Annotated in this window: 23 protein-coding genes and 1 tRNA gene; 17 read left to right on the top strand and 7 right to left on the bottom strand. The window is 58.2% G+C overall.

Translation table 11 applies throughout. The features are described from left to right. The first annotated feature begins 1 nt into the window (after position 1). The gene (locus ACA057_RS01580; protein WP_497345433.1) at positions 2-778 is read left to right on the top strand and encodes a divergent polysaccharide deacetylase family protein; all 777 of its coding nucleotides are present in this window, start codon (positions 2-4) and stop codon (positions 776-778) included. 130 nt (positions 779-908) lie between these two features. Here ACA057_RS01580 and ACA057_RS01575 read toward each other — a convergent pair whose 3' ends face one another. The 7 genes from ACA057_RS01575 to ACA057_RS01545 form a co-directional block, all read right to left on the bottom strand. Further along, positions 909-1,664, bottom strand: a complete 756-nt coding sequence (locus ACA057_RS01575) for a substrate-binding periplasmic protein (protein WP_401356639.1) — start codon at positions 1,662-1,664, stop codon at positions 909-911. A gap of 77 nt (positions 1,665-1,741) precedes the next feature. Continuing rightward, the gene (hisF, locus tag ACA057_RS01570) at positions 1,742-2,512 is read right to left on the bottom strand and encodes an imidazole glycerol phosphate synthase subunit HisF (protein WP_497345431.1); all 771 of its coding nucleotides are present in this window, start codon (positions 2,510-2,512) and stop codon (positions 1,742-1,744) included. Positions 2,513-2,521: 9 nt separating this feature from the next. Further along, on the bottom strand, positions 2,522-3,259 hold the full coding sequence (gene hisA, locus ACA057_RS01565; protein ID WP_010464588.1) for a 1-(5-phosphoribosyl)-5-[(5-phosphoribosylamino)methylideneamino]imidazole-4-carboxamide isomerase: 738 nt from the start codon (positions 3,257-3,259) through the stop codon (positions 2,522-2,524). Between the two features lie 42 nt (positions 3,260-3,301). Next, positions 3,302-3,559: a DUF2164 domain-containing protein gene (locus tag ACA057_RS01560; RefSeq protein ID WP_046045558.1), complete on the bottom strand. Its 258-nt coding sequence runs from the start codon at positions 3,557-3,559 to the stop codon at positions 3,302-3,304. Continuing rightward, positions 3,560-4,198, bottom strand: a complete 639-nt coding sequence (gene hisH / locus ACA057_RS01555; RefSeq protein WP_059406407.1) for an imidazole glycerol phosphate synthase subunit HisH — start codon at positions 4,196-4,198, stop codon at positions 3,560-3,562. It lies immediately after the preceding gene. Continuing rightward, positions 4,198-4,791, bottom strand: coding sequence for an imidazoleglycerol-phosphate dehydratase HisB (hisB, locus tag ACA057_RS01550; protein ID WP_003186751.1), 594 nt, complete (start codon positions 4,789-4,791; stop codon positions 4,198-4,200). The genes hisH and hisB overlap by 1 nt, the downstream gene beginning before the upstream one ends. Positions 4,792-5,062: 271 nt before the next feature. Next, positions 5,063-6,727 carry an OFA family MFS transporter gene (locus ACA057_RS01545; RefSeq protein ID WP_497345428.1) on the bottom strand — a complete coding sequence of 555 codons (1,665 nt, stop codon included), beginning with the start codon at positions 6,725-6,727 and terminating at the stop codon, positions 5,063-5,065. A gap of 440 nt (positions 6,728-7,167) precedes the next feature. Between ACA057_RS01545 and ACA057_RS01540 the strand changes: the two genes are divergently transcribed. The 16 genes from ACA057_RS01540 (at position 7,168) to ACA057_RS01465 (ending at position 22,640) form a co-directional block, all read left to right on the top strand. Continuing rightward, positions 7,168-9,393, top strand: a complete 2,226-nt coding sequence (locus ACA057_RS01540; RefSeq protein ID WP_497345426.1) for an AsmA family protein — start codon at positions 7,168-7,170, stop codon at positions 9,391-9,393. Further along, positions 9,390-10,457: an A/G-specific adenine glycosylase gene (mutY, locus tag ACA057_RS01535; RefSeq protein ID WP_497345424.1), complete on the top strand. Its 1,068-nt coding sequence runs from the start codon at positions 9,390-9,392 to the stop codon at positions 10,455-10,457. Before ACA057_RS01540 ends, mutY begins: the two co-directional genes overlap by 4 nt. After that, complete coding sequence (locus ACA057_RS01530) at positions 10,454-10,726, top strand: oxidative damage protection protein (protein WP_008149405.1); 273 nt, start codon at positions 10,454-10,456, stop codon at positions 10,724-10,726. The genes mutY and ACA057_RS01530 overlap by 4 nt, the downstream gene beginning before the upstream one ends. Positions 10,727-10,829: 103 nt before the next feature. Then, positions 10,830-10,905, top strand: a tRNA-Phe gene (locus ACA057_RS01525). Between the two features lie 208 nt (positions 10,906-11,113). Beyond that, positions 11,114-12,319 carry a tyrosine-type recombinase/integrase gene (locus ACA057_RS01520; RefSeq protein ID WP_130207406.1) on the top strand — a complete coding sequence of 402 codons (1,206 nt, stop codon included), beginning with the start codon at positions 11,114-11,116 and terminating at the stop codon, positions 12,317-12,319. A gap of 79 nt (positions 12,320-12,398) precedes the next feature. Beyond that, positions 12,399-12,986 carry a hypothetical protein gene (locus ACA057_RS01515; protein ID WP_497345422.1) on the top strand — a complete coding sequence of 196 codons (588 nt, stop codon included), beginning with the start codon at positions 12,399-12,401 and terminating at the stop codon, positions 12,984-12,986. A gap of 98 nt (positions 12,987-13,084) precedes the next feature. Next, positions 13,085-13,342 carry a helix-turn-helix transcriptional regulator gene (locus ACA057_RS01510; protein ID WP_497345420.1) on the top strand — a complete coding sequence of 86 codons (258 nt, stop codon included), beginning with the start codon at positions 13,085-13,087 and terminating at the stop codon, positions 13,340-13,342. Then, the gene (locus tag ACA057_RS01505; RefSeq protein WP_130207412.1) at positions 13,342-13,815 is read left to right on the top strand and encodes a Rha family transcriptional regulator; all 474 of its coding nucleotides are present in this window, start codon (positions 13,342-13,344) and stop codon (positions 13,813-13,815) included. The genes ACA057_RS01510 and ACA057_RS01505 overlap by 1 nt, the downstream gene beginning before the upstream one ends. A gap of 79 nt (positions 13,816-13,894) precedes the next feature. Next, a complete protein-coding gene (locus ACA057_RS01500; protein WP_497345418.1) occupies positions 13,895-14,185 on the top strand; it encodes a hypothetical protein in 291 nt (96 codons plus the stop codon). Beyond that, the gene (locus tag ACA057_RS01495) at positions 14,178-15,056 is read left to right on the top strand and encodes a toprim domain-containing protein (RefSeq protein WP_497345416.1); all 879 of its coding nucleotides are present in this window, start codon (positions 14,178-14,180) and stop codon (positions 15,054-15,056) included. The genes ACA057_RS01500 and ACA057_RS01495 overlap by 8 nt, the downstream gene beginning before the upstream one ends. Before the next feature lie 34 nt (positions 15,057-15,090). Continuing rightward, positions 15,091-16,842, top strand: coding sequence for a DUF927 domain-containing protein (locus tag ACA057_RS01490; protein WP_497349776.1), 1,752 nt, complete (start codon positions 15,091-15,093; stop codon positions 16,840-16,842). A gap of 328 nt (positions 16,843-17,170) precedes the next feature. Then, on the top strand, positions 17,171-17,518 hold the full coding sequence (locus ACA057_RS01485) for a hypothetical protein (RefSeq protein ID WP_497345414.1): 348 nt from the start codon (positions 17,171-17,173) through the stop codon (positions 17,516-17,518). A 75-nt stretch (positions 17,519-17,593) separates the two neighbouring features. Further along, positions 17,594-18,607, top strand: coding sequence for a P-loop NTPase family protein (locus tag ACA057_RS01480; protein WP_497345412.1), 1,014 nt, complete (start codon positions 17,594-17,596; stop codon positions 18,605-18,607). 95 nt (positions 18,608-18,702) lie between these two features. Further along, positions 18,703-18,924: a type II toxin-antitoxin system RelB family antitoxin gene (gene relB / locus ACA057_RS01475; protein WP_497345410.1), complete on the top strand. Its 222-nt coding sequence runs from the start codon at positions 18,703-18,705 to the stop codon at positions 18,922-18,924. 507 nt (positions 18,925-19,431) lie between these two features. Next, entirely contained in the window at positions 19,432-21,531 is a 2,100-nt protein-coding gene (locus ACA057_RS01470; RefSeq protein WP_497345408.1) for an HsdM family class I SAM-dependent methyltransferase, read from the top strand. Next, positions 21,528-22,640: a restriction endonuclease subunit S gene (locus ACA057_RS01465; protein WP_497345406.1), complete on the top strand. Its 1,113-nt coding sequence runs from the start codon at positions 21,528-21,530 to the stop codon at positions 22,638-22,640. The genes ACA057_RS01470 and ACA057_RS01465 overlap by 4 nt, the downstream gene beginning before the upstream one ends. Positions 22,641-24,039: the final 1,399 nt, after the last annotated feature.

The raw sequence follows: 24,039 nt of genomic DNA, 5'->3' as shown, positions 1-24,039 counted from the left end.
GGTGCGCCTGCGGCTCATCTTCGGCCTGTTGTGCTGTCTGGCGGGTGTTGCTCACGCAGCGCCCGTCGCGCCGGCACCGCAAAAGGTCTATCTAAGCCTGATCATCGACGACCTGGGGCAAAACCTGCCCCGGGATCGCCGCGTGCTGGCCCTGCCCGGCCCGGTGACCACGGCGATCATGCCCGACACACCCCACGCCACTGAATTCGCCCGCGAAGCCCATCGCGCTGGCAAGGTCGTCATCCTGCACATGCCCATGGACCCGGCCACCGGCCCATTTGCCTGGCACCCCGATTTGCCCATCGCCGAACTTGAGCAACGCCTCATCGCAGCGTTCAAGGTTGTGCCGTATACCGCAGGCATCAACAACCACATGGGCAGCCGCATGACCGCTCAACCGGCCGCCATGGCCTGGTTGATGGCGGACTTGCAGCGCCGGCACAAATTCTTCGTCGACAGCCGCACCAGCGCGCAAACCGTTGGCGCTGCCGAGGCGCAGAAGATCGGGTTGGCGAGTGTTTCGCGAGATGTGTTTCTGGATGATGAGCGCACTGAAGCGGCGATTTTTACGCAGCTACAGACGGCGATCAGCCTGGCGCGCAAGCAGGGTTCAGCGGTGATGATCGGGCATCCGTATCCGCAGACATTGGCGGTGCTGGAGCGTGAGTTGCCGAAGCTGAAAGCTCAGGGCGTCGACTGGATTGATATCAAGCAGATGATCAGCGTGCGCGGCAACCGGGCGACTGCGGCACATGGAAAGGATGGGGTGTACCGCTAAAGCCGCAACCACCACAAAACCAACTGTGGGAGCGAGCCTGCTCGCGATAGCGGTATGTCAGACAACAATGATGTCGACTGACACGCCCTCATCGCGAGCAGGCTCACTCCCACATTTTGATCACTGGGTGTCAGAGATACCGGGCCATGATCTCGTCGACCATGCCTTCCTTGCGCAACTGATCCAGCGCTGCCTGGAGCTTGGCGACCACCTCGTCCGGCACATCCTTGTTCAACGCCAGATACAGCTCGGCGCTGTTGAAGCGCAGTACCGTTTTCAGGCCGTTGACGCCCTCTTGCCGCGCCAGGTAGCGACCGGCCGGATCGCCCGTGGCCCACAAATCAATCTGCCCGCTGACCAGCTTTTTCGCGTTGTCCTGATCGCGCAACACCACAATCGGCTTCAACCCTTGCTTGGCCAGTGTCTCGGCAATCGCGTCGCCCTTGTAGGCGCCGATTTTGTATTTGCGCGCCTGTTCCAGCGACTCGAGGCTGATCTTGCTGTCAGCCTTGGCCAGCATGATCCAGTCGTCCGGGCCGATAGGGCCGACCCACTTGAAGAGCTTTTCGCGATCCGGCAGCCGCGCCATCACGAACACGCCGTAGCCGGGTTTTTCCAGGGCGATCTTGTAGATTCGTTCCCAGGGAAAACGCAGGGTCAGGCTGTAGGTGACGTTGGCGCGCTTGAACATCTCGCGGACGATGTCCACGGCGATGCCATTGATGTTCTCGTCCTGAGCGAAGTTCTTGCCGTTCTTCGCCATGTTGTACGGGGGGAAATTTTCAGTCAGCAACACCAGGTCGGTGTCGGGACTTTCTTCGGCGCGGGCCCCACTGATGAGCAATAGAGAAGCGCTGGCGAGGACAAGAAGAAGGCGTTTAAGCATGTCTGGCTACCGAAATCCATGGCGTACCCAAGAGTGCCTTGAGCCCGCCATGATGTCCACTGGCCTGTACCGTTTGTTTAGCGCATCACGATGCCGCGATGGGCCATGTAGGCCTTGGCTTCCTGCACGGTGTATTCGCCGAAGTGGAAAATACTCGCCGCCAGTACCGCACTGGCGTGACCTTCGAGAATGCCGTCGGCCAAGTGCTGCAAGTTGCCGACACCGCCGGAGGCGATTACCGGAATGCCCAAGGCATCGCTGATGGCGCGGGTGACGCCCAGGTCGAAGCCGTTTTTCATGCCGTCCTGGTCCATGCTGGTCAGGAGGATTTCACCGGCGCCCAGGCCTTCCATCTTCTTCGCCCATTCAATGGCGTCGAGACCAGTCGGCTTGCGCCCGCCGTGGGTGAATATTTCCCAGCGCGGGGTTTCGCCCGGAGCGGAGACCTTCTTCGCGTCGATGGCAACGACGATGCATTGCGAGCCGAAATGCTGCGCCGCTTCGCCAACGAACTCCGGATTGAACACCGCGGCGGTGTTGATCGAGACCTTGTCTGCGCCGGCATTCAGCAAATTGCGAATGTCCTGCACGGTGCGCACGCCACCGCCCACGGTCAGCGGGATGAACACCTGGCTGGCCATGCGCTCGACGGTGTGCAGCGTGGTGTCGCGACCGTCGACGCTGGCGGTGATGTCGAGAAAGGTAATCTCGTCGGCGCCCTGCTCGTCGTAGCGGCGAGCGATTTCCACCGGGTCACCGGCGTCGCGGATGTTCTCAAACTTGACGCCCTTGACCACCCGGCCGTTGTCCACGTCCAGGCAAGGGATGATGCGTTTGGCCAGCGCCATGGTCAGTCCTCAGCCTTTGTACGAATCGCAGAAAGCTTGCGCTTCAGCGACGTCGAGGGTGCCTTCGTAGATCGCCCGGCCGGTGATCGCGCCGATGATGCCCGGCGCCTTGGCGTCGAGCAGCGACTTGATGTCACCGAGGTTGTGAATGCCACCGGAAGCGATCACCGGAATGCGCGTGGCAGCGGCCAGCGCAGCCGTGAACGGCACGTTGCAGCCCTGCATCATGCCGTCTTTGGCGATGTCGGTATAAACGATCGCGGACACGCCGTCGGCTTCGAATTGCTTGGCCAGGTCGATCACCTGAATGGTGCTGATTTCAGCCCAGCCATCGGTGGCGACAAAACCGTCCTTGGCGTCGAGGCCGACGATCACCTTGCCCGGAAACGCGCGGCAGGCTTCGGCGACGAACGCCGGATCTTTCACGGCTTTGGTGCCGATGATCACGTAGCTCACGCCCGCTTTGACGTAGTGCTCGATGGTTTCCAGGGAGCGGATGCCGCCACCGATCTGGATCGGCAGGTTCGGGTAGCGCTTGGCAATCGCGGTGACCACTTCGCCGTTGACCGGCTGGCCTTCGAAGGCGCCGTTCAGGTCGACCAGATGCAGGCGACGGCAACCGCCCTCCACCCACTTGGCAGCCATGCTCACCGGGTCATCGGAGAACACCGTGGAATCTTCCATGCGGCCCTGGCGCAGACGAACACAGGCACCGTCTTTGAGATCGATAGCGGGAATAATCAGCATCTGGCAAACCTTCAAATTCGATTGTTCAGCTTCGCTCGAAAATCAGTTTTTCTCGAGCGCCCACAGGTCGCTTTCGATGCTTTCGAACCTTTCTTTAAGGTGCGTCTGCACATCGAAAATCGCCCTGTTGTAATAGTGCGGCGCAATTTCGCGGGTAAACAGCTCAAGGATTTCAGCCGCTTCGAACGAACCCAGGTCCAGTTCGAAGCGATCTTCCATGAAGCGTTTGATCTTGTGATTGGCCTCATTCTCCTGTTCGGGAGTGAGGGTCAGGATCGGCGGCTTCTTCTTGGCGGCCATTTACCAGCGACCATCCCACGCGGCGAAGTTCTGCAGCAATTGCAGGCCATGGGTATGGCTCTTCTCCGGGTGGAACTGCACGGCGAAACGCGAGCCATCGGCCAGCGCTGCGGCGAAATCGACACCGTAATGACCGCCACCCACCACCTGCCGCGCATTGCCGGCAGCGATGTAGTAGCTGTGCACGAAGTAGAAACGCGCCAGGTCCGGAATGTTGTGCCACAGCGGGTGCGTGACCGTCTGCTTCACTTCGTTCCAGCCCATGTGCGGGACTTTCAGGTGTTCGCCGTCTTCATGCAAATCCTTGCCGAAGAACTTCACTTGGCCCGGGAACAGACCGATGCAGTCGACGCCGTCGTTCTCTTCGCTGCTGTCGAGCAAGGCTTGCATGCCGACGCAGATGCCGAGGAACGGACGGTCCTGGCTGACTTCACGTACCAGCGAATCGAAACCGAGGCGACGGATCTCCGCCATGCAATCGCGAATCGCCCCGACGCCGGGGAACACCACCCGGTCGGCTTCGCGTATCACGTCGGCATCGCTGGTGATCAGGACCTTGCCGGCACCGACATGCTCGAGGGCCTTGGCCACCGAGTGCAGGTTGCCCATGCCGTAATCGATAACCGCGACCGTCTGCATTACAGAACGCCTTTGGTCGACGGCATCTGACCGGCCATGCGGTCATCCAGCTCTACCGCCATGCGCAATGCGCGGCCGAATGCCTTGAACACGGTCTCGATCTGGTGGTGGGTGTTGTGCCCACGCAGATTGTCGATGTGCAGGGTGACGTTGGCGTGGTTGACGAAGCCCTGGAAGAATTCCTGGAACAGGTCAACGTCGAAACCGCCGACGGTGGCGCGGGTGTAGGGAACGTGCATCTGCAGGCCAGGACGGCCGGAGAAGTCGATCACTACGCGCGACAGTGCTTCATCGAGCGGCACGTAGGCGTGGCCGTAGCGACGGATGCCTTTCTTGTCGCCGATGGCTTTGGTGAATGCCTGACCCAGGGTGATACCGACATCTTCCACCGTGTGGTGGTCGTCGATATGCAGGTCGCCTTTACTGACGATATCCAGGTCGATCAGCCCGTGACGGGCGATCTGGTCGAGCATGTGCTCAAGAAAAGGAACACCGATATCAAATCGGGCCTTTCCGGTGCCATCCAGGTTGATCGAGGCTTTGATCTGGGTTTCCAGAGTGTCGCGCTCGACAGACGCCTTACGTTCGGCCATCACCAGCTCCGCAAAATCATTGGGCGAAAAAGGCAACCATTATAGGGGCGCGGGCCGGAAACAGAAACACGAGAGGTGATATGACTGACGGAGTGAATTCAGTGTCGTCGGGAATGTACATGTCAGTACAAGCCCGTTTCGTGGTCATACCGGAAACAAATGTGGGAGCGAGCCTGCTCGCGATGACGGAGAGTCAGCCACATAGATGTTGACTGACACTCCGTCATCGCGAGCAGGCTCGCTCCCACAGGGGGTGATGCGTTAACTCAACTTAGTGGAAGAGAACCGCGGTTTTCTGCAGGGTCACCCAAACACCCCACGCCAACGGAATCCCCACCACCAGCCACGCAGCCACTGCCAAAGGCTTGGTGCCTGCATCCGCTTTCCACTCCAGTACGGTGCTGCTGTCAGCCCCTTTGTCGTGGCCCAGCGCCTGTTCGGCGGCCAGTTCGGCGTCGGTCATGAAGTACTTGTCCGCCACCGGACGCACCAGCAGGTTGCAGATGAAACCCAGCACCAGCAGACCCGCGAGGATGTACAGGGTGATGTCATAAGCCGCGGCGCGTTCAACGCCGATGCTCAGCTGATACTCACGCAGGTAGTTCACCAACACCGGACCCAACACGCCCGCCGCCGCCCACGCCGTCAGCAGACGACCGTGGATCGCGCCGACCATTTGCGTCCCGAACAGGTCCGCCAGGTAAGCCGGAACCGTCGCAAAACCACCGCCGTACATCGACAGAATGATGCAGAACGCCGCCACGAACAGCGAAACGTTGCCCAGGTGACCGAGGTTCGGGATCAGCGCGTACAGGGCAAAACCTAGGGCGAAGAACACGAAATAAGTGTTTTTGCGGCCCAGATAGTCCGAGAACGAGGCCCAGAAGAAGCGGCCACCGATGTTGAACAGGCTCAGCAAACCGGTAAAACCGGCAGCAATCGCAGCGATCGAGGCCAGTTGCGAAGCGTCCAGCTGACCGAATGTCAGGCCGTTACCCAACAACGTGCCAGCAAACACTTCCTGCAACAGCGGCGAAGCCATGCCGAGAATGCCGATACCGGCCGAAACGTTCAGGCACAGCACCAACCACACCAGACGGAATTGCGGGGTTTTCCACGCCACGTTCACGTGCACGTGGCGGTGAGTGATCATGGCGTTCGAGGCTTTTTTCGCCGGAGCGGTCCAGCCTTCAGGCTTCCAGCCGGTTGGCGGAACGCGGTAGGACAGTGCGCCACCGATCATGAACACGAAGTAGATCGCGGCCATCACCAGGAAGCTCTGCCATACGCCGACGCTGGTTGGCGAAGCGAAGTGGCCCATCAAGGCTGCGGCCAGTGGAGCACCCACCATCGCGCCACCACCGAAACCCATGATCGCCATGCCGGTGGCCATGCCGCGCTTGTCCGGGAACCACTTGATCAGGGTCGATACGGGTGAGATGTAACCCAGGCCCAGGCCGATACCGCCAATGACACCGGAGCCGATCCACATCAGCCAGATCTGGTGGGTATAGACCCCCAGCGCCGAAATCAGCAGGCCGCCGCACCAGCACAAGGCCGAAACAACGCCAGCCTTGCGTGGCCCGGCGTGTTCCAGCCAGCCGCCCCAGATGGCGGCCGAGCAGCCGAGGAAGATGAAGAACAGGGTGTAGATCCAGCCGAGCATCGAGATCGGCCAGTCGCATTGCGACGAGAAGACTTGCGAGATGAAGCTCATGTCCGGCGCGCAGGCCACTGCCTTAGTCACGCCCAGGGCTTTGGACAGTGGCAACCAGAACACCGAAAAGCCGTAGGCCATGCCGATGCACAGGTGAATGGCCAGGGCGGCCGGTGGTACCAGCCAACGGTTGAAACCGGGCTTGGCGATAATGCGCTCCTTGGACAGGAACGCGGGCTGGTCGGCTTTCAGGCCGTCCGCCGTGATGCTTGTGGTCATTGTGAATCCCCCAATTATTAGTATGGTTCGCCAGCCACTCCTCACCCTCAGCCTTATATGCGCACGCATGACCGTTTTTTTCAGGCTGAAGCTCCGCTTGGTGCGACACCACGTCGCAGAAGGACGGACGAACTGGCAGAGGTTACCATCTGTACGTGACAGAAAAACCAAAGTGACATCACCTTTTGTACGTTATCCGATCTCTCCACCTGTTGGCGCTACTAAAAGCTGCGCCCTTTTGATTTGTTGTAACCAGAAACAAAGAGCAAAAGATCGCAGCCTTCGAACAGCTCCTACATGGGAGCCAACCGCGCTAACCTCACAAGACGTTGAATGTGCCGCTGGATTGGCTGACGACGTGATCGCTGACCGGTCGTCCGCTTCGGAGCGCTATACTCCCCGGCTAAATTTCGAATTCGACTAACTACAAGGACTCGCCCATGAAAGCGTTCGGCAAAATCCTGGGTCTGGTACTTCTCGGGCTGTTGCTGATCATTGTGGCGCTGGGCTTTGCCCTGACGCACCTCTTCGATCCCAACGACTACAAAGACGAGATTCGCCAGATTGCCCGCGACAAGGCCCACATCGAGCTGACGCTCAATGGCGATATCGGCTGGAGCCTGTTCCCATGGCTCGGCCTGGAATTGCACGAAGCCAGTGTCGCGACCCTGGCCAAGCCCACCGAACCGTTTGCCGATTTGCAGATGCTCGGTCTGTCGGTACGCGTGATTCCGCTGCTGCGCCGTGAAGTGCAGATGAGCGACGTGCGCGTCGAAGGCCTGAACCTGCGCCTGACCCGCGACAAAGACGGCCATGGCAACTGGCAAGACATCGGCAAGGTCCCGGCGCCAGCCAATCCGGCCACGCCGCCCGCCACCCCCGGCGAGCCGGCACCGGAAACGACCGCCCAAGTGGAAAAACCGGCCCAGCCGATCCGCCTGGACATCGACAGCCTGACCGTCAACAACGCTCGCGTTGAATACAGCGACGAGAAGACCGGCAAACAGTTCAGCGCCGAGAGCATCCAGCTCAGCACGGGCCCGGTGCATGACTCCACCAATATTCCGGTGAAACTCACTGCATTCCTTGGTACCAACCAGCCGGTTTTACGGGTGCGTTCCGAACTCAGCGGCGAGCTGCGTTTCGAGCGCGCGTTGCAACGCTACAAACTCGAAGACATGAAACTGTCGGGCGAAGTCGCCGGCGATCCGCTGCAAGGCAAGACCATGACCTTCGCCGCTCAAGGCCAGTTACTGCTGGATAAAGCCGCGAACGTCGCCGAATGGACCGGCATCAAGATCTCCGCCAACCAGCTGCGGGCATTGGGTGAACTGAAGGTCAACGACCTCGACAAGACGCCACAAGTCAGCGGCGGTGTGTCGATTGCCCAGTTCGATCTGGCGAAATTCGTCGACAGCATCGGCCAGAAATTTCCGGCCATGGCCGAAGGCAGCCTGAGCAAAGTGGAACTGGTCAGCCGCCTCGCGGGTACGCCAACCAGCCTGGCGCTCGACAACATCAACCTGAAAGTCGACGAGAGCACCTTCAGCGGTCGCATCGCCGTCGAAGATTTCGCCAAGCAATCGCTGCGGGCAAACCTCAAGGCCGACACCTTCAACGTCGACCGTTACCTGCCGCCGAAATCCGCCGAAGCCAGCAGCGCGACACAAGTGCGCCAGGCCGAAGTCGCCAGCACCGAGGCCGATGCCATGGCCGGCGCGGGCAGCACACCGTTGCCGAACGCGCCGACCAAAACCGCGTGGAGCAATGAACGCCAGTTGCCGGTAGAAAGATTGAGCAAACTCGATGTGGATGCGGACCTGACCTTCGGCCTGCTGACCCTCGACAAGTTGCCGATCCAGAACGCGGCGCTCAAGGCCAACGGCCAAGGCGGCTTGCTGACGCTGGAAAACCTGCGCGGTGATTTGTACGACGGCAACTTCGAAGCCAAGGGCACCCTTGACGTGCGCCAGCCAGTGCCGGCGCTGAACATGCAGACGAACATCAGCAAAGTGCCGGTGGAAAAAATCCTCGAAAGCCAGGGTAAAAACCCACCGGTCAAAGGCCTCGTCACGCTCAACAGCGCCCTCACCGGCAGTGGCAATAGTCAGCAAGCGCTGATCGACAGCCTCAACGGCACTGCCAGTTTCGTTATCAACAACGGCGTGCTGCTCAACGCCAACCTTGAACAACAGCTGTGCAAAGGCATCGCCACCCTGAACCGCAAAACCCTCAGCGGCGAGCCACGGGGCAAGGACACACCGTTCCAGGAGCTCAAGGGCAACCTGACCTTCCGCAACGGCGTGGCCAGCAACCCCGACTTGAAGGTGCGCATCCCCGGCATGACCGTCAATGGCGACGGCGATGTCGACCTGCGCGTGCTGGGCATGGATTACCGCGTGGGCGTTATCGTCGAAGGCGACAAGAGCGACATGCCGGACCCGGCTTGCCAGGTCGGCGAGAAATTCGTCGGTATCGAGTGGCCGCTGCGCTGCCGTGGCCCGCTGGAACTGGGCGCCAAGGCTTGCCGTCTCGATAACGAGCGCATGGGCCAGGTCGCGAGCAAACTGGCTGGCGAGCGCATCAGTGAAAAAATCGACGAGAAGCTTGGCGACAAAGTCAGCCCTGAACTGAAAAACGCGCTCAAGGGGCTGTTCAAGCGATGAGAGCCGAGCAATTTTCAACGGCGGTGCTGGATTGGTACGACCGCCACGGCCGCCACGATTTGCCCTGGCAACAAGGCATCACCCCGTATCGGGTGTGGGTCTCGGAAATCATGTTGCAGCAGACCCAGGTCAGCACCGTGCTGAATTACTTCGACCGCTTCATGGCCTCGTTGCCGACGGTCGAAGCCCTGGCCGCTGCGCCGGAAGACGAAGTGCTGCACCTGTGGACCGGCCTCGGCTACTACACCCGCGCACGCAATCTGCAGAAGACCGCGAAGATCGTCGTCGCCGAGTACGGCGGTGAGTTTCCGCGCGATGTGGAAAAGCTCGTTGAGTTGCCGGGCATTGGCCTGTCTACGGCCGGCGCTATCGCCAGCCTGAGCATGGGCCTGCGCGCGCCGATCCTCGATGGCAACGTTAAACGGGTGCTGGCGCGCTTTACCGCGCAAGAGGGTTACCCGGGGGAGCCAAAAGTCGCCAAACAGCTGTGGGCGAACGCTGAGCGCTTTACGCCACATGATCGAGTCAACGCCTACACCCAGGCGATGATGGATCTGGGCGCCACACTCTGCACCCGCAGCAAGCCGAGTTGCCTGCTCTGTCCGCTGGAAAAAGGCTGCGAAGCGCACCTGCTCGGCCTGGAATCCCGCTACCCGATCCCCAAACCGCGCAAAGCCGTGCCACAGAAGCGCACGCTGATGCCGATGCTCGCCAATGGCGAAGGCGCGATTCTGCTTTACCGCCGGCCTTCCACGGGCTTGTGGGGCGGTCTCTGGAGCCTGCCGGAACTCGACGACCTCGACGACCTGCAGCATCTGGCGTCGCAGCACTCGCTGGAACTCGGCACGCAACAAGCGCTGCCGAGCCTGGTGCACACCTTCAGCCACTTTCAATTGTCCATCGAACCCTGGCTGGTTCAGGTCCAGGAGGCCGGCCATCACGTGGCCGAGGCCGACTGGCTCTGGTATAACCTCGCCACCCCGCCGCGCCTGGGCCTTGCCGCCCCGGTCAAAACCTTGCTCGAACGCGCGGCCGCCGTATTGAACGCAGGAGAGTCGTCATGACCCGCACCATCATGTGCCGCAAGTACAAAGAAGAACTGCCCGCCCTCGAACGCGCTCCATTCCCGGGCGCAAAAGGCCAGGACATTTTTGACCACGTCTCGGCCAAGGCCTGGGCCGACTGGCAGAAACACCAGACCCTGCTGATCAACGAAAAACGCCTGAACATGATGAACGCCGAAGACCGCAAATATCTTCAGGGCGAGATGGACAAGTTCTTTTCCGGCGAGGAATACGCCAAGGCTGACGGCTACGTTCCGCCTGCCGAATAATCCCGGTTTTTCCAGGGTCGGAACGTAAGCGACGGTAATAATTAAAATTTTTTTGAAAACTTTCTTGACGACCCCCTGAAAAACCAGTTTAATGCGCCCCGTTGCCCAGATAGCTCAGTCGGTAGAGCAGGGGATTGAAAATCCCCGTGTCGGCGGTTCGATTCCGTCTCTGGGCACCACCTTTCGTTTTCAGGTGGCGCCAAGCACACCTGAAAACACACAAGAAGCCCGCCTAGTGCGGGCTTTTTGCTTTCTACGGTTCCCAGCTGTTCCCTTGTAAGCCCAAACATATGTGAGTAGATTCGTGAGTAGATCCAGTTTGGTCTAGAAATCTACTCACACCACTGCGGCAAAACGCCCAGCTGGTGCGGCCTGCAAGGAGGCAGCGTGCCACTCTCAGATACCACCATCCGTACCGCCAAGCCGAAGGACAAGCTTTACCGCCTGACCGACGCCAACGGCTTATGCCTTGAAGTAACTCCGACAGGCTCCAAGCTATGGCGCTATCGGTACCGCTTCAACAGCAGCGCGAAGATGTTGGCACTCGGCGCATATCCTGCGGTCACTCTTCTGAAAGCCCGTCAGCTTCGCGATGGAGCGCGCCAGCTACTGATTGAGGGCACCGACCCCGGAGAGCAAAAAAAAGCCGTCAAGCAAGCACAGAAGGTCGAGGGGTTAACTTTCGAGACGCTGGCTCGGGAGTGGTTTGCCTACAACGCTCCTCGCTGGGCAGAAAGCACAACCTACAAAGCAAAGCTGTATCTGGAGAATGATTTGATTCCGGGTATCGGTGCCCGCCCGGTGAAAGCGATCACCCGGCCAGATCTGGTGGAGCTCGTACGCAAGGTGGAAGCCAGGGGCACGCTCAATGCCGCCGGCAAAATCCGTCAATGGCTACACCAGATATTTCGTTACGGGCTGGCCAAGGGCGTCGTAGAGGTCAATCCGGCCACCGATCTGAACGTGGTAGCTGCGCCACCAAAAGCCGCACGCCATCACCCCCACATCACCTTTGCCGAATTGCCTGAGCTCTTGGCCAGGAATGAAGCCGCGAACGTCCATACACTGACTCGGCACGCCATACGCTTACTGGCACTGACAGCCGTTCGCCCTGGTGAACTTCGCCAAGCCCCTTGGGCAGAGTTCGACCTGGATGCCGCTTTATGGACAATTCCTGCCGAACGCATGAAAGCCCGCCGTCCTCATATCGTCCCACTGCCCCGCCAGGTCGTTGCCATCCTGCGCCAGCTCCAAGAGGTCACTGGACGCTACACGTTGGTCTTTGCTGGCGCCAATCCCGATCGCCCTATGAGCGAGAACACCGTCAACAAAGCACTGAAAGTGATGGGGTACGAAGGTCGGCAGACCGGCCATGGTTTCCGCCACTTGCTGAGCACCGAACTCAATGGTCGCGGCTACAACAAGGATTGGATCGAGCGCCAACTTGCCCATGGCGACAGCGATGAAATACGAGGCACCTACAACCATGCAGCCTACGTCGAACAGCGCAGGGAAATGATGCAAGCCTGGGCTGATTCAATCGACGCCCTATGCGCAGGCGCAAACGTGGCGAACATTAAAAAACACGCCTAATCATGGGCATGGTCGAAAGCGTTACGACAATGCTGCACCCCAATTAAGAAGGGTACGCCTCAAAGGACCTACGGTACCGATGGACAGCACAAAGAAAATCGCAAGCGCTCAACAAAACCTCAGAAACCAAATGCAGGCCGCAGATCTACTCATAGCAGACTTTCTCACTTTTACATGGTCAGAAAAGGGGCAGGATTACTCCGCCCTCAAAGCACGCTATGAACGGCACTGCTCAGTTCTAGACGCCGCCGGCCATCTATTACCCCATGTCGTTATGTATCTATTTGCAAAGCTAGAAGAGCGTGCAAATTATGAGATCAACACTTGGTCAGCGTTAGCCCAGACGATTGATCCAGATGGCGTCGCACGCCAACGCGATAATGTACCGCCCGAAGTCCTCGGCAACATCCATGCATTACACCAACACCTCCCAAAGGCCGCACATTCAAAACAAGCCAAAGATGCCGCCTCAGCACCGCGCCCTGGCGGCCGCCATCCTGACCGGCAACGTATAGAAACCGAATTTAAAAAACTCATCGCGAACGACCCGCTCTATTTCAAAGTGCGCGGTAATAAAACGCGATTTATCAATGAAATGCTTACCGCTTACCCCAACGTGAGCAAAGCCTCTGCTTCCAATTGGATGAGAGGGTTACTATCCGAATGACTTAGTACAGCTAACGCCTTAGCTGGGCTGACCCATCTGCATTACCACCCTAAAGTTGCCGCCAATCGTTACCCAAAATGTCCAAGGAGACGCAAACGATGGCAAGCACACCCCAAAGCCCTCATACAAAAGAGCAGGCGGCACCCGCACTCACAGGCAAACCAGCAATCCGCTTTATCAAACGCCAAGAAGTGGAAGGCATCACAGGTCTTTCCTGCACCGAGATTTACCGCCGCATATCTGAGGGCCGCTTCCCTGCGCAGGTGACCCTAGGGCCAAAGGCCGTAGTGTGGGTTGAGGCCGAGATTTATTGCTGGATGAATGACCGGATCGCTCAAAGCCGAGCGGTGGTCTGATGAGCGCGGTCATTTTGATCCTGACCGAGGACGAACCCCGACTTGATAGCCGACAGCTCGCCGAGCAACTGGGCAATAAACACAAGAACACAATGGAGCTGATCGAGCGCTACACAAACAAAGTCAAACAATTTGGGTTGCTGCCGTTTCAAACGGAGGCAAGACCAGCCAGGCAGCATGGCGGAGGCGACACTCGTTTCGCCCTGCTGAATGAGGATCAGGCATTTTTTCTACTCGCCCTGTCTCGCAACACTGACCGTATCGTGGAGTTGAAGTCGAGTCTGATAATGGCATTCCGCGAAGCCCGATACGGGCATGCCTGCCAGACGCTGGAGGCGCGCAAGAAGGAGGCTAGCTGGAATGGTCGCCGCCTGGCTCATTGGCGCTATGACAAGCCACGCCTGCATCAGCATGTCGCCCATTTGAGAATACAACTGAAACTACCCCTCGAACTGGAGGGTGCGCACCCATGAACACCACCCAGACCGTCCCAACCATCGGCAAAGTAGCGTTGAAGACGCGTTCAACGCTCAAGATCTGAGGGCGTAAACCATGAAAATTCAAAACGGCGCTGATGCGCTGGCGGGATCGGCTTGCCCGAAGAAAGCCACCGAACGGTTTTACGTCACCCACCCGAAAGCGTCCAAGGTGCTGCCAGGGTCGCTCTTGACCGAGGCTGACGCCGAGTGCGGGCGCGTAGTTATCCATAGTACTGATGCTGTAATAACGGCCTATCTGGTTGATTTGATCGATGAGCTCACCTACTGGCACGGCGTGAACAACGACCGAGTTTGCCGGGCATTTGCTGGCGCTGATCGCCAAGCAGGCACCCACCATGACTGACGCGGCCGTCCTTTTCCGTGACGTGCTCCAGGCCGCCTATGGCCCGCTCGACTGGCTTCCCTTGCCGGACGGCACCATCCACCGGTTCCGCGTCCCGGACGACAAGCCCGGCAGCCTCAACGGCTGGTACGTGTTGTATCTGGACGGTATCGCCTCCGGCGCGTTCGGCAGCTGGAAAACCTGTGGTGCCAGCACCTGGTGTAGTCGTGAGCCAGTGGACTACCGCGAAGCCGCGCAGATCCGCGAGCGAATTGACCAAGCCAAGCGCCAGCGCGAGGCCGATCAGCATCAGCGCCAGCAGCAGACCGCCGGGTGGGCCCGCCGTTGGTGGGGTGATGCTCGCCGCGCCGACCCTGATCACGCCTATTTGATCGCCAAGGGCGCTCGCTCCCATGGCCTGCGCCAACGTGGTGACGAATTGCTGGTTCCGCTGTATGCCGGTGGTGTGCTGGTCAACCTGCAACGCATCGGCCCAGACGGGAGCAAGCGTTTCTTGGCCGGTGGCCGGGTCAATGCCACCTATTCGCCGCTTGGGCGTATCACACCGGGTAAGCCGCTGTGTATCTGCGAGGGCTGGGCCACGGGGGCAACGCTTCACGAAAACGGTTACACGGTTGCCTGCGCGATGAATGCCGGGAACCTCAAGCCGGTCGCACTAGCGCTTCGGGCTGAGTACCACACCACTGAAATCATCATCGCAGGCGACGACGACCGCCAGACCCAGGGTAATCCCGGACGCACCGCAGCCAATGCCGCCGCCGTCGCCGCTGGTGGCTTTGTGACGTTTCCCGAGTGGCCCGACGATGCCCCGTTAACCCTCTCCGACTTCAACGACTTAGCAACCTGGAGCCGCGACCGTGCGCACGCCTGAAAACAACGTAATCAACCTGCGCCCCGAAGCGCCCATGGTCGAACCTGAGCGCCCGTGTTGGGGCGTGTACGAACATTGGGTGACGAATGAAAAAGGTCGCAGGCTGAAACCCGGTGTGTACTGGCATGGCTTTAAGCGCACCGCCACCGACGATGGTGCCGACGAAGACCAGACAGACCGCCCGATCACTGACGAATGGATCGCCACCCCCGTGACTGTGGTCGCTCGCACCACCAACAGCGACGACAGCAGCGAGGGACGCCTACTGCGTTTTGCGACCGAGAGCGGCATAAAGGATTGGATTATTCCCATGGAGGTGTTCGGCGGTAGCGGCGAGGACGCCCGGCGCCAACTGTTCGGTATGGGCGTAATCATTGCGCTCAAGAAACGTGGCGCGTTCATGGAGTACTTGTTGGAGCAGACCCCCGCCGAGGTATTCGCCACTACATGCCGACCGGGCTGGCATGAATCGGGCGCCTTTGTATTGCCAGGCCGCACCATCGGCAGCGACAAGGTGCGTTATCAGGCAAGCGGAAAAGGTCAGAACCTATTCAGCGTGCGCGGTGACCAGGATGGATGGAAAACAGAAGTCGCGGCCAAATGCGAGGGCAACCCCGTACTAACGTTGGCGATCGGCTGCGCCTTGGCTGGCCCGCTGCTGAGCCTGGTCGGCGTAGTGGGTGGTGGTGTTCACCTGGTAGGCGATAGCTCCAGCGGCAAGTCGCTGGCGCAACTAATTGGCTCGTCGGTATGGGGCGATCCCGGCATCTTTGCCGCGTCATGGGATATGACCAAGGGCGGCCTGGAGATCGAAGCATCGAGCCGCAATGACACCATGCTACCGCTGGACGAAATCAAGCGGGCCGACCCCAAGCGCGTACAGGAAATGGCCTACTCCCTAGCGAACGGCCAGGGTAAGGGCACCATGACCCGAGAGCGTGAAGGTCGGCCCAAACTGTCGTGGCGCCTGTTGGCGCTTTCGAGTGGCGAACGCTCCCTATCAGAACACGCCGCTATCGGCGGTAATGCGGCCCACGCTGGCGCTGAATTGCGCATGGTGGACGTGAACGCCGGTACTCGCACCCACCGCGCCTTCGATGAATTGCACGGCCTTGGGGGAGCGGACTTCCATCGACTGCTGACCGTTGCTGTCGGCGCCCACCATGGGCATATCGGGCCAGCGTTCGTCGAGAAGCTGCTCGCCAGTAATGATCGCCCCGCCCTACTGAAAGACTTCGACTGTATCCGGTCCAAGTTCATCGAGGACAACGCCCAGGCCGGACGGGTAGCCGACCGCTTCGCCGTCATCGCTCTGGCCGGTGAAATGGCCATCGCCTATGGCCTGTTGCCGTGGACGCAGGGTAGCGCCCTGGTCGATTGCCAGTTGCTGTATGGCGAGTGGCTGAGTCGGGTGGGCAGTGGCAATGCTGAAGACCGCCAGATCCTATCCGGCATCCGCGACTTCCTCGACAAGCACAGCAGCAGCCGCTTTTCCGACGTGAACGCATCAGAAGATGACACCAAGGTGTTCAGCAGGGCCGGGTACTGGGAGTTATCAATGGGTAAGCGCCTGTACCTATTCAACAAGTCGGCACTGGTCGAGGCCGCGCATGGGTACGGCCTGAGCCGTGTGATTAAGGCGCTCGACGGTGCTGGCGCCCTAGCTAAACGCGACACCGACCGGGATAGCCGCAAGACCAAGAAATACCGCATTCCGGGTGGCGGTTCGCTCCGGCTGTACGTGATTGATCCCGAGGTCATGGACTGCGAAGGGGGCAGTGTATGACCACCAAACACCAATGCTCAAATTCACAGGAACCTAGTTTTGTGGGGAACAGGGGGAACGGGGGAACAGCCGGTAAATCCTTGGCCCGTAGCCGTTCCCCCTTATTTAGTTGTATGGGGAACGGGGGGAACACAAGCATGTTTTTGAATATAAGAGACTCTGTATTCATGAGCATCTGGTTATCTCTGTTCCCCACAAAAAAACATGGGGAACAGAAAACCCCTCTCAACGCCCCGGAAACAATGGTTGTTCCCCCTGCTCCCCCGTTCCCCCGATTTATTTATAGAGACACATTTGGGATGTATGGCAATCCGGGCGAGCTGGCGCAATGAGCCTCCTTTCCGGCCTGCTCGATCACATGCCGCCGACCATTGCAGTGACTGCCCCTCAGAAATTGGTGAGTCGCCCTCAGCCTCGCCCGCACTTGGTGTTGGCCAAGCCTGTCGAGCATCCACCCCAGTTCGTTGCTGGCCCACACGCCAACGCTGCCACTGCCACGCCTGAGTGGCGCGACGCCCGCGACCAGTACCTCAACCACATCATGGCTTGCCGTTCCTGCTACGCGCCCACCGGCCGCCATTGCACGGCTGGCTCCCACCTGCGCACTAGCTACGACAGCAAACCTATGGAGGCCAATAGCGTAGGAGGCTACCTACCAGTAACCTTCCTGCTATAAAAAATCAGCTGGCGCTCTACGGAGCTTGATCTATGGTCAATCTATCAGCCTCATCAATTGACCGAGAATCATGCCATGACAAATGCGGCTCTTCTAAAACAAGCGATGCAATACCTTGATCTGACAGGCGTGGCGCTAGCAGAACAAGTCACTGCCTTGCGAGAAGACGACAAGCGGACTGCACCTGAAACGATCAGCCGTTGGTTAAGCGGGACAAACCCTGTTGATCCTTTCCTGATGGCATGGATCACTGAACTAGTACGCTCGAAGGTCAACAAGGACATTAAGCCGATGGTGGAACTGCCCAAGGATGGGCTCATCATCGCAGTGGTCAACCCGAAGGGTGGCACTGGCGTGACCAGTCTTTGCATGAATTTGGCCGCAACCGCAAAGTCACTACACATGAAGACGACGTACGTTTACGCCGAATACGAAGACGCTCGGCGCAATGCCGACCTAGTCCCAATGCTTCTTGAGCCACTGTGGATTGACTGCCCCGATTTGAGCCCAGAAAAGATCCTTGGCTATCAGCCTTCGCCAGGAGAAATTGTGTTTGTGGACGTAGCCAACAAACTCGCGGCGGACTCATTCATAAGGCCCTCACCACCCGACAGCACCCCCCCCCTGAAGTCAGATCCGAAGGGTTTCCTGGATCGTTTCCGCCCAGATCTCTATCTTATTCCTGCCGATCTAGAGAGCTATCTCGACTGCTCCGCAGTCAAACGCTTCATCGACGGGAATGCCCTACACGCCCCGAAATGGATCGTGCACCGGCCTCGCTCGATGTCCATGAGCTTTGCTTCCGTGGCTGCTGAAGCAGGCCTGGATATCGATAGCGAGATTTTCTATCCATATTTCATCCCACAAGCAGTCTCTACCTCTGCTCCTATTCCCCGAGACATGCTCAGCGAATGGCAGAACGAGGATCAGCACAACCATCATTATCAGCTGCTTGAACATGCACTCGACAAGCTGGGCGGCAGAATCGTGGAGAGTTACATTTTGCAGCTGGAGATTGACAGGATGGGCTTGTCAGGGCTGCTGGCGCTAGTGGAGAAGACATCGATTCCGCGCCGACACTCTGCATGAGGCGACTCACCGCGAGCACCGACACAGCCGTGAATAAACCTAGAGGAATTAACCTTTCGCTATACTCGCGAAGTGGTTAGCTCAGGAGCTCATCAATGCTTACTCTTCAATTGCCACCCGATCTTGAAGAACGCCTTCAAAAGCTCGCTAAAGCTACTGGCAGGTCCGCAGCCTTTTACGTCACCCAAGCCATTGCGCTACATCTCGACGATGTTGAAGATTTGCATATCGCAGAGCGGCGTCTGCTTGATATTCGGGCCGGTAACTCAGAGACAATACCTTTAGAGCAGGTGCTAACGCATTGGCGCAGGCGATGACCCAATCCTACTTCCAGTTTCGCTGCCAGGGTGGTAATCGATAAATCAGCAGTTGTTCGACAAGTGTTCTAATCAGGCGTAAATTGAAGTCGTTGCGGTGAGTAGGTTTGACTGCTTAACGCCAGCTGAGTGGGGCTGGTATCGGCGTCAGAAGGCACCTCTAGCAACCCCCCACAAATCCCGGCCCTGCTGGGGTTTTGCGTTTCTGGCGTTACGCTTTGTCTCGCAATTCGAAGTGGTGCCTGTAATGGCGCCCGTCTTTTCCCCGAAGACCACAACGCCCACCGCGACGACTTCGCCACCAATGCACATCCCGTCTATGACTCAGTCGCTTGATTCGCTAACACGCATTATGGCAACCCCATCCGCCTATGCCGAGCAACTGGCCTCAAAAAACCGTTATATTGACCCAGGACTCTAAAGCCAGGCTGCTACTGAAGACGGGGAGACGTCGCTTGGCTTTGATAGAACTGAATCAACACATACTCAAAAGAATCAGAGGACGGAATGGCCAAATTCGAAAAAGAACTCGAAGAATGCCGCGACACAAAGGGCAGCGGAAATAAATCGAAGGCGGCGTCGATCAAGAAAAACGAGAATAAGAACGAGAAGGGAACTGATCAGTTTGTGCGCGACCTCCTGCGCGACATCGGAGAAACAAGACCTTGGGAGCAAGAAGGCGGACCTGATTGGAAGCGCAAGGCGCTCGCGGGTGGCTCCAAGACGAAGACAGCAAAGGGCGAGGGAAAGCCGGAATTTGTGTTTGTCGTCGATGGTTTCATTGTGATTGTCGAAGACAAGAAGGAAACGCGCTTCGCGCGGTTTCTTAATGACGGTCAAGTGGTCACAGAGTTCCCGCACAGGGAGAGCTGCGCTCTCAACGGCGCGGTTCATTATGCGCAAGTGATGCTACGCAATGGAGTACCACATAAAAAGGGCATCTTCGCCGTCGGCATCGGAGGCGACGAGCGCCACCATGAGATTGCCGTGGCATACGTGGCGCCCGGCCAGATCAAGTTGCTCGACGATCTCGACAACCTCGATGTCTTCGCGGCTGATGCGGTTTCCGAATACCACTCGGTCGCAGTGCTCGGGAACAAGCCGCAGGCGGAGGTCCGGTTAGACACCGTGAAAGCGGCCGCTTCTAAGTTGCATGAGGGGATGCGCAACTATGGTTCAGTTGAGAACCATCGCAAAGCCCCCCTCGTGTCTGCAATTTTGCTGGCTCTGGAAAAGCCTGGCTTCGACGTCGACGATCTGAAAGGTTCAACTGACGAGACGCTGCCGGACGACTGGGATGGAGCCAAGATTTACAAGGCAGCCCATGATTACATGATCTCGAAGGGATTTGGGCCACAGCAAAAGATCGGCACATTGCTCGACCAATTTTCTTTCATCAAGCAGTCTGTTCCGCTGAACCGCATGCGTGATGATGTGGGGATGACCCCGCTCAAGTGGTTCGCGCAGATACTCAAGACGGATGTCCAAAAAGTGGTCACCGATCCATCAATGGTTTCTTTTGATGTGCTCGGCAATTTCTACCATGAGTTCATCTCATACGGCGGTGGCGACGGCAACACACTGGGCATCGTGCTTACTCCTGAGCACGTTACGTCGCTGATGGCCGACCTTATCGACGTTCGCTCTGGCGACTGGGTGCTTGACCCTGCGGCAGGTACGGCGTCGTTCCTCATCGCTGCGATGCACCGAATGTTCAAAGACGCCGGCGACAACGAGGCGACGAAGGATGACATCCGAAAGAACCGGCTTCATGGCATCGAGCTACAGGACAAACTGTTTGCCATCGGCACAACGAACATGATTTTGCGCGGCGACGGCAAGGCGAACTTCCGCCGAGATTCGATTTTTGAAGCCCCGATGGAAGAGATGCGCGGCGATAAACTCGACGACAAAGGCAACTTGGTGCTGGGGCATGGATTCACGAAGGTGCTCTTGAATCCTCCGTATTCGCAGGCGAAAGACGAGACTACGCGCCATCTGTCTGAGTTGGCTTTTATTGAAAAGGCGCTGTCGTTCCTAAATCCGGGCGGGCGGCTTGCGGCGATCGTTCCTCAATCGACGATGGTCGGCAAAACCATAGAGGACAAGAGGCGCAAGGCGTCGATTCTGTCAAAGCATTCGCTTGATGCGGTAATAACGATGAACGGCGCAACGTTCGCGGATTCAGGAGTTTCGGTGCATCCTGTGATCGCGCTATTCACAGCAGGCACGGCGCATTCAAAGGATGCAAAGGTCAAGTTTATAAATTTCCAAAACGACGGATACAAGGTCCAGAAAAACCGCGGGCTCACTGATGATGGAACTGCGGTATCTCGACGCAAGCATTTGCTCGAGGTTCTGCGAGGCGACACGGTTGATGACACGAGCTTTATCGTCCGCTCGGAGATAACGGCTACGGATGAGTGGCAGCATTCCTATTTCTACTTCAATGATCTGCCGCCGACGATCGAGGATTTTATGGCGACTGTCGCGGACTACCTTGTATGGCAAGTCGATATGCATGCTCACGGCTATGGCGACCTCATCGATCCGGCCAAAGTAAATGCTGTTGGCAAGTCGTCTGATGACAAGGCAGAAGGCGCATGAGCGAGTACGACAATCTGACCTTCGCTCCGGTATATGTTGTAGGCGTAGAGGGGCAGCAAGAAGGGCTGTTCCGTGCGTATAAGGGTAAACGGCTAATCGCGGCTGACAGGCTTCCGGGCCGGACGCCGTTTGTCGGCGGTTCGCGGGTGAATAACAGCATCACTGATTTCGCAGATACGCCTCTGCTGTTCCCCGGGGGGTGGCTGACACTGATTTACGACGGCGACGGCGGGACCGGCCACGCGAAATACCAACCCGCTCCGTTTAGCGCATCGGACGTTGTTATCGCGCTAAAGCCGCTGTCCGACTCGGCCACAGAACCTGCCTTGCTGTTGATCGCGAGCATGCTCACACATCAATGTGTTCCCAAGTTCGGCTACGGCTACAAGCTGACGCTGACTCGGCTTGGCCGCCAGAAAATCATGATCCCAGTGACGACCAATGGCGATGGCGCGCAGGTTGTTGATTGGGACGGCCTGACGCGTCTCGGTGAAAAACTGATGGCTGATGCGAAGAAGCGCGTGCGGACCGTTCGAAAGTCGGCTCCAGCAGACAGCACGACGCTGCCGGAGTTGACGTATGCGCCCAAGCTGATCACTGATGTGTTTGAATCAATGCGCGCGGCCGGCCAATGGTTCGATCTCAGCAAGGCGAACACATCCGGCAATCCATCGGTGCCGTATGTTGCGCGTTCGGGCGGCGGAAACGGAATTGGAGCGTTTCTGCCGCATCAAGGGTTCGATCCATCCAACGCAGGGAATGCCATCACAATTGGAGTTTCAACGTCGACTGTGTTTTATCAGCCGGAGCCCTTCTACACGAGCAAGGAAATTCAAGTTCTCCGGCACCAGAAACTATCGGCCGACAATGGACTTATTCTTGTCACGTTGCTACGCGAGCAGATGGGCAAGTTTCAATGGGGCAACGGAGCATCCTTGGAACGCCTAAAAGCAACTCGAATCATGGCGCCGGTGACGACCGACACCAAAGGTAATCAGGTCGTCGACTGGGAGGGGATGAGTCGCTATGGTCGTGCTCTTCGTGCGCAGGCAGAACGCAAGATGAACGTCGTGCTGGAAGACGCTGCGGGGCTTGTTGATAAGCCATAAGGCGACTGAGGCAAACTGTCTGCCATGAACACGCGAACCGTCCAAGAACGGATTTTGAACGCTGTCTTGCCCGCTCGAAGGACAGCGCCTTCTCGCGGACACTCCCAGTTTGATGACCAGGTGCGTGGTGGTGCAATGCTTGTCACTTTGCTGGGTCAGCTCGCGACAGTCGCGAGTGAGTTTGGCGCCCGTGAGAGGCGTGAACGTCTTGAGTTGGGGGATATCGAAACGGCTGTTCTTAGGCCGACGCGATTCGGGTTTTGTGATTGACCAAAGCTAATGCTCAAGCGGAGTGCTCAGTGCTTTGGACACAAAACCTAATGTTTTCCAGATTACCCAGTGAGGCTTCTGGGTCGTTTTCCAGCGTCAAGTTACTTGCACGAACCAAGAGGTTTCGAGGCACGCCCCCCGCTATGGTTTACACCCCAAAGCAGGTGTTTTGGCTGAAAATCCCGTCACGTATAAAGTTCCTGGCCATAACCCATCACCGCCCTCTAGCGTGACAGGGGTTAATGCATCCAAAACAGCAGCCATTCAACAGGTGAGCTAATCGGGCGTAAATTTAAGTCGTTGCGAAGAGTAGGTTTGAATTCCTAACGCCAGCTGAGCGGGGCTGGTATTGGCGTCAGAAGGCACCTCTAGCAACCTCCACAGACCCCGGCCTTGCCGGGGTTTTGCGCTTCTGGACTACGTCCTGTCTCTCAGCTGGAAGTGGTCGCAGTAGTGGCGTCCGCCTTTCTTTTCGTGGAGCACAACGCTCACTACGACGGCCTTGCCACAAATGCACATCCCCGTTGATGAGCGCCCGCGTCTGGTTAAGTTCGCCCGCTTGGGTATTGCATCCAAAACGGCGCTCATCGACGAACTCTCTTTTTTAACTAATACTCAGTCGTCTGTTGCCCCCACGGGCCGCCTCTCTCGTAGAGTCCCGTGCGTAGCACTTCCAGCGATGGGAGATGTCACCAACGGACCACGGAAGGGGCTCCCAAATCAGGACGGCGGGATGTAGGCCTGATTTGCGTAGGCTGGAGTGGCGTCATCACACCGCCCCCAGCGCATCCCCTCCCAACCTCTATCCAAGCTGGATTTGAAATCTGACTTGGCGGGCTCCCCGGTTTTGGGGACACCCTGGGGGCTGGAGCAGGCGCCGTTTAATTGTGATCCCCGCTCACCCTTACCGGTCTGACCGATAGTTCGCACCCACTACGCGCGAACCGGCACCTGGGACTGGGTCTGGTTTCCAGTACGGTATCCAAGGATTGGCACGATTTCGCCCCGACTGAACTCCGTGCCAACACGACTACTTTAGAAAAGGGCATATCCCATCGAAAGGTTTTGAGCGCCGGTGGATGGGATTGACAGCAGCAGCTATGGTTGCTGCTCAAATTCACGGAGAGTC

Source organism: Pseudomonas sp. LBUM1661, from assembly GCF_059695925.1.
The sequence above is the reverse complement of the archived record's forward strand: the minus strand, read 5'-3'. Positions and strand labels throughout refer to the sequence as shown.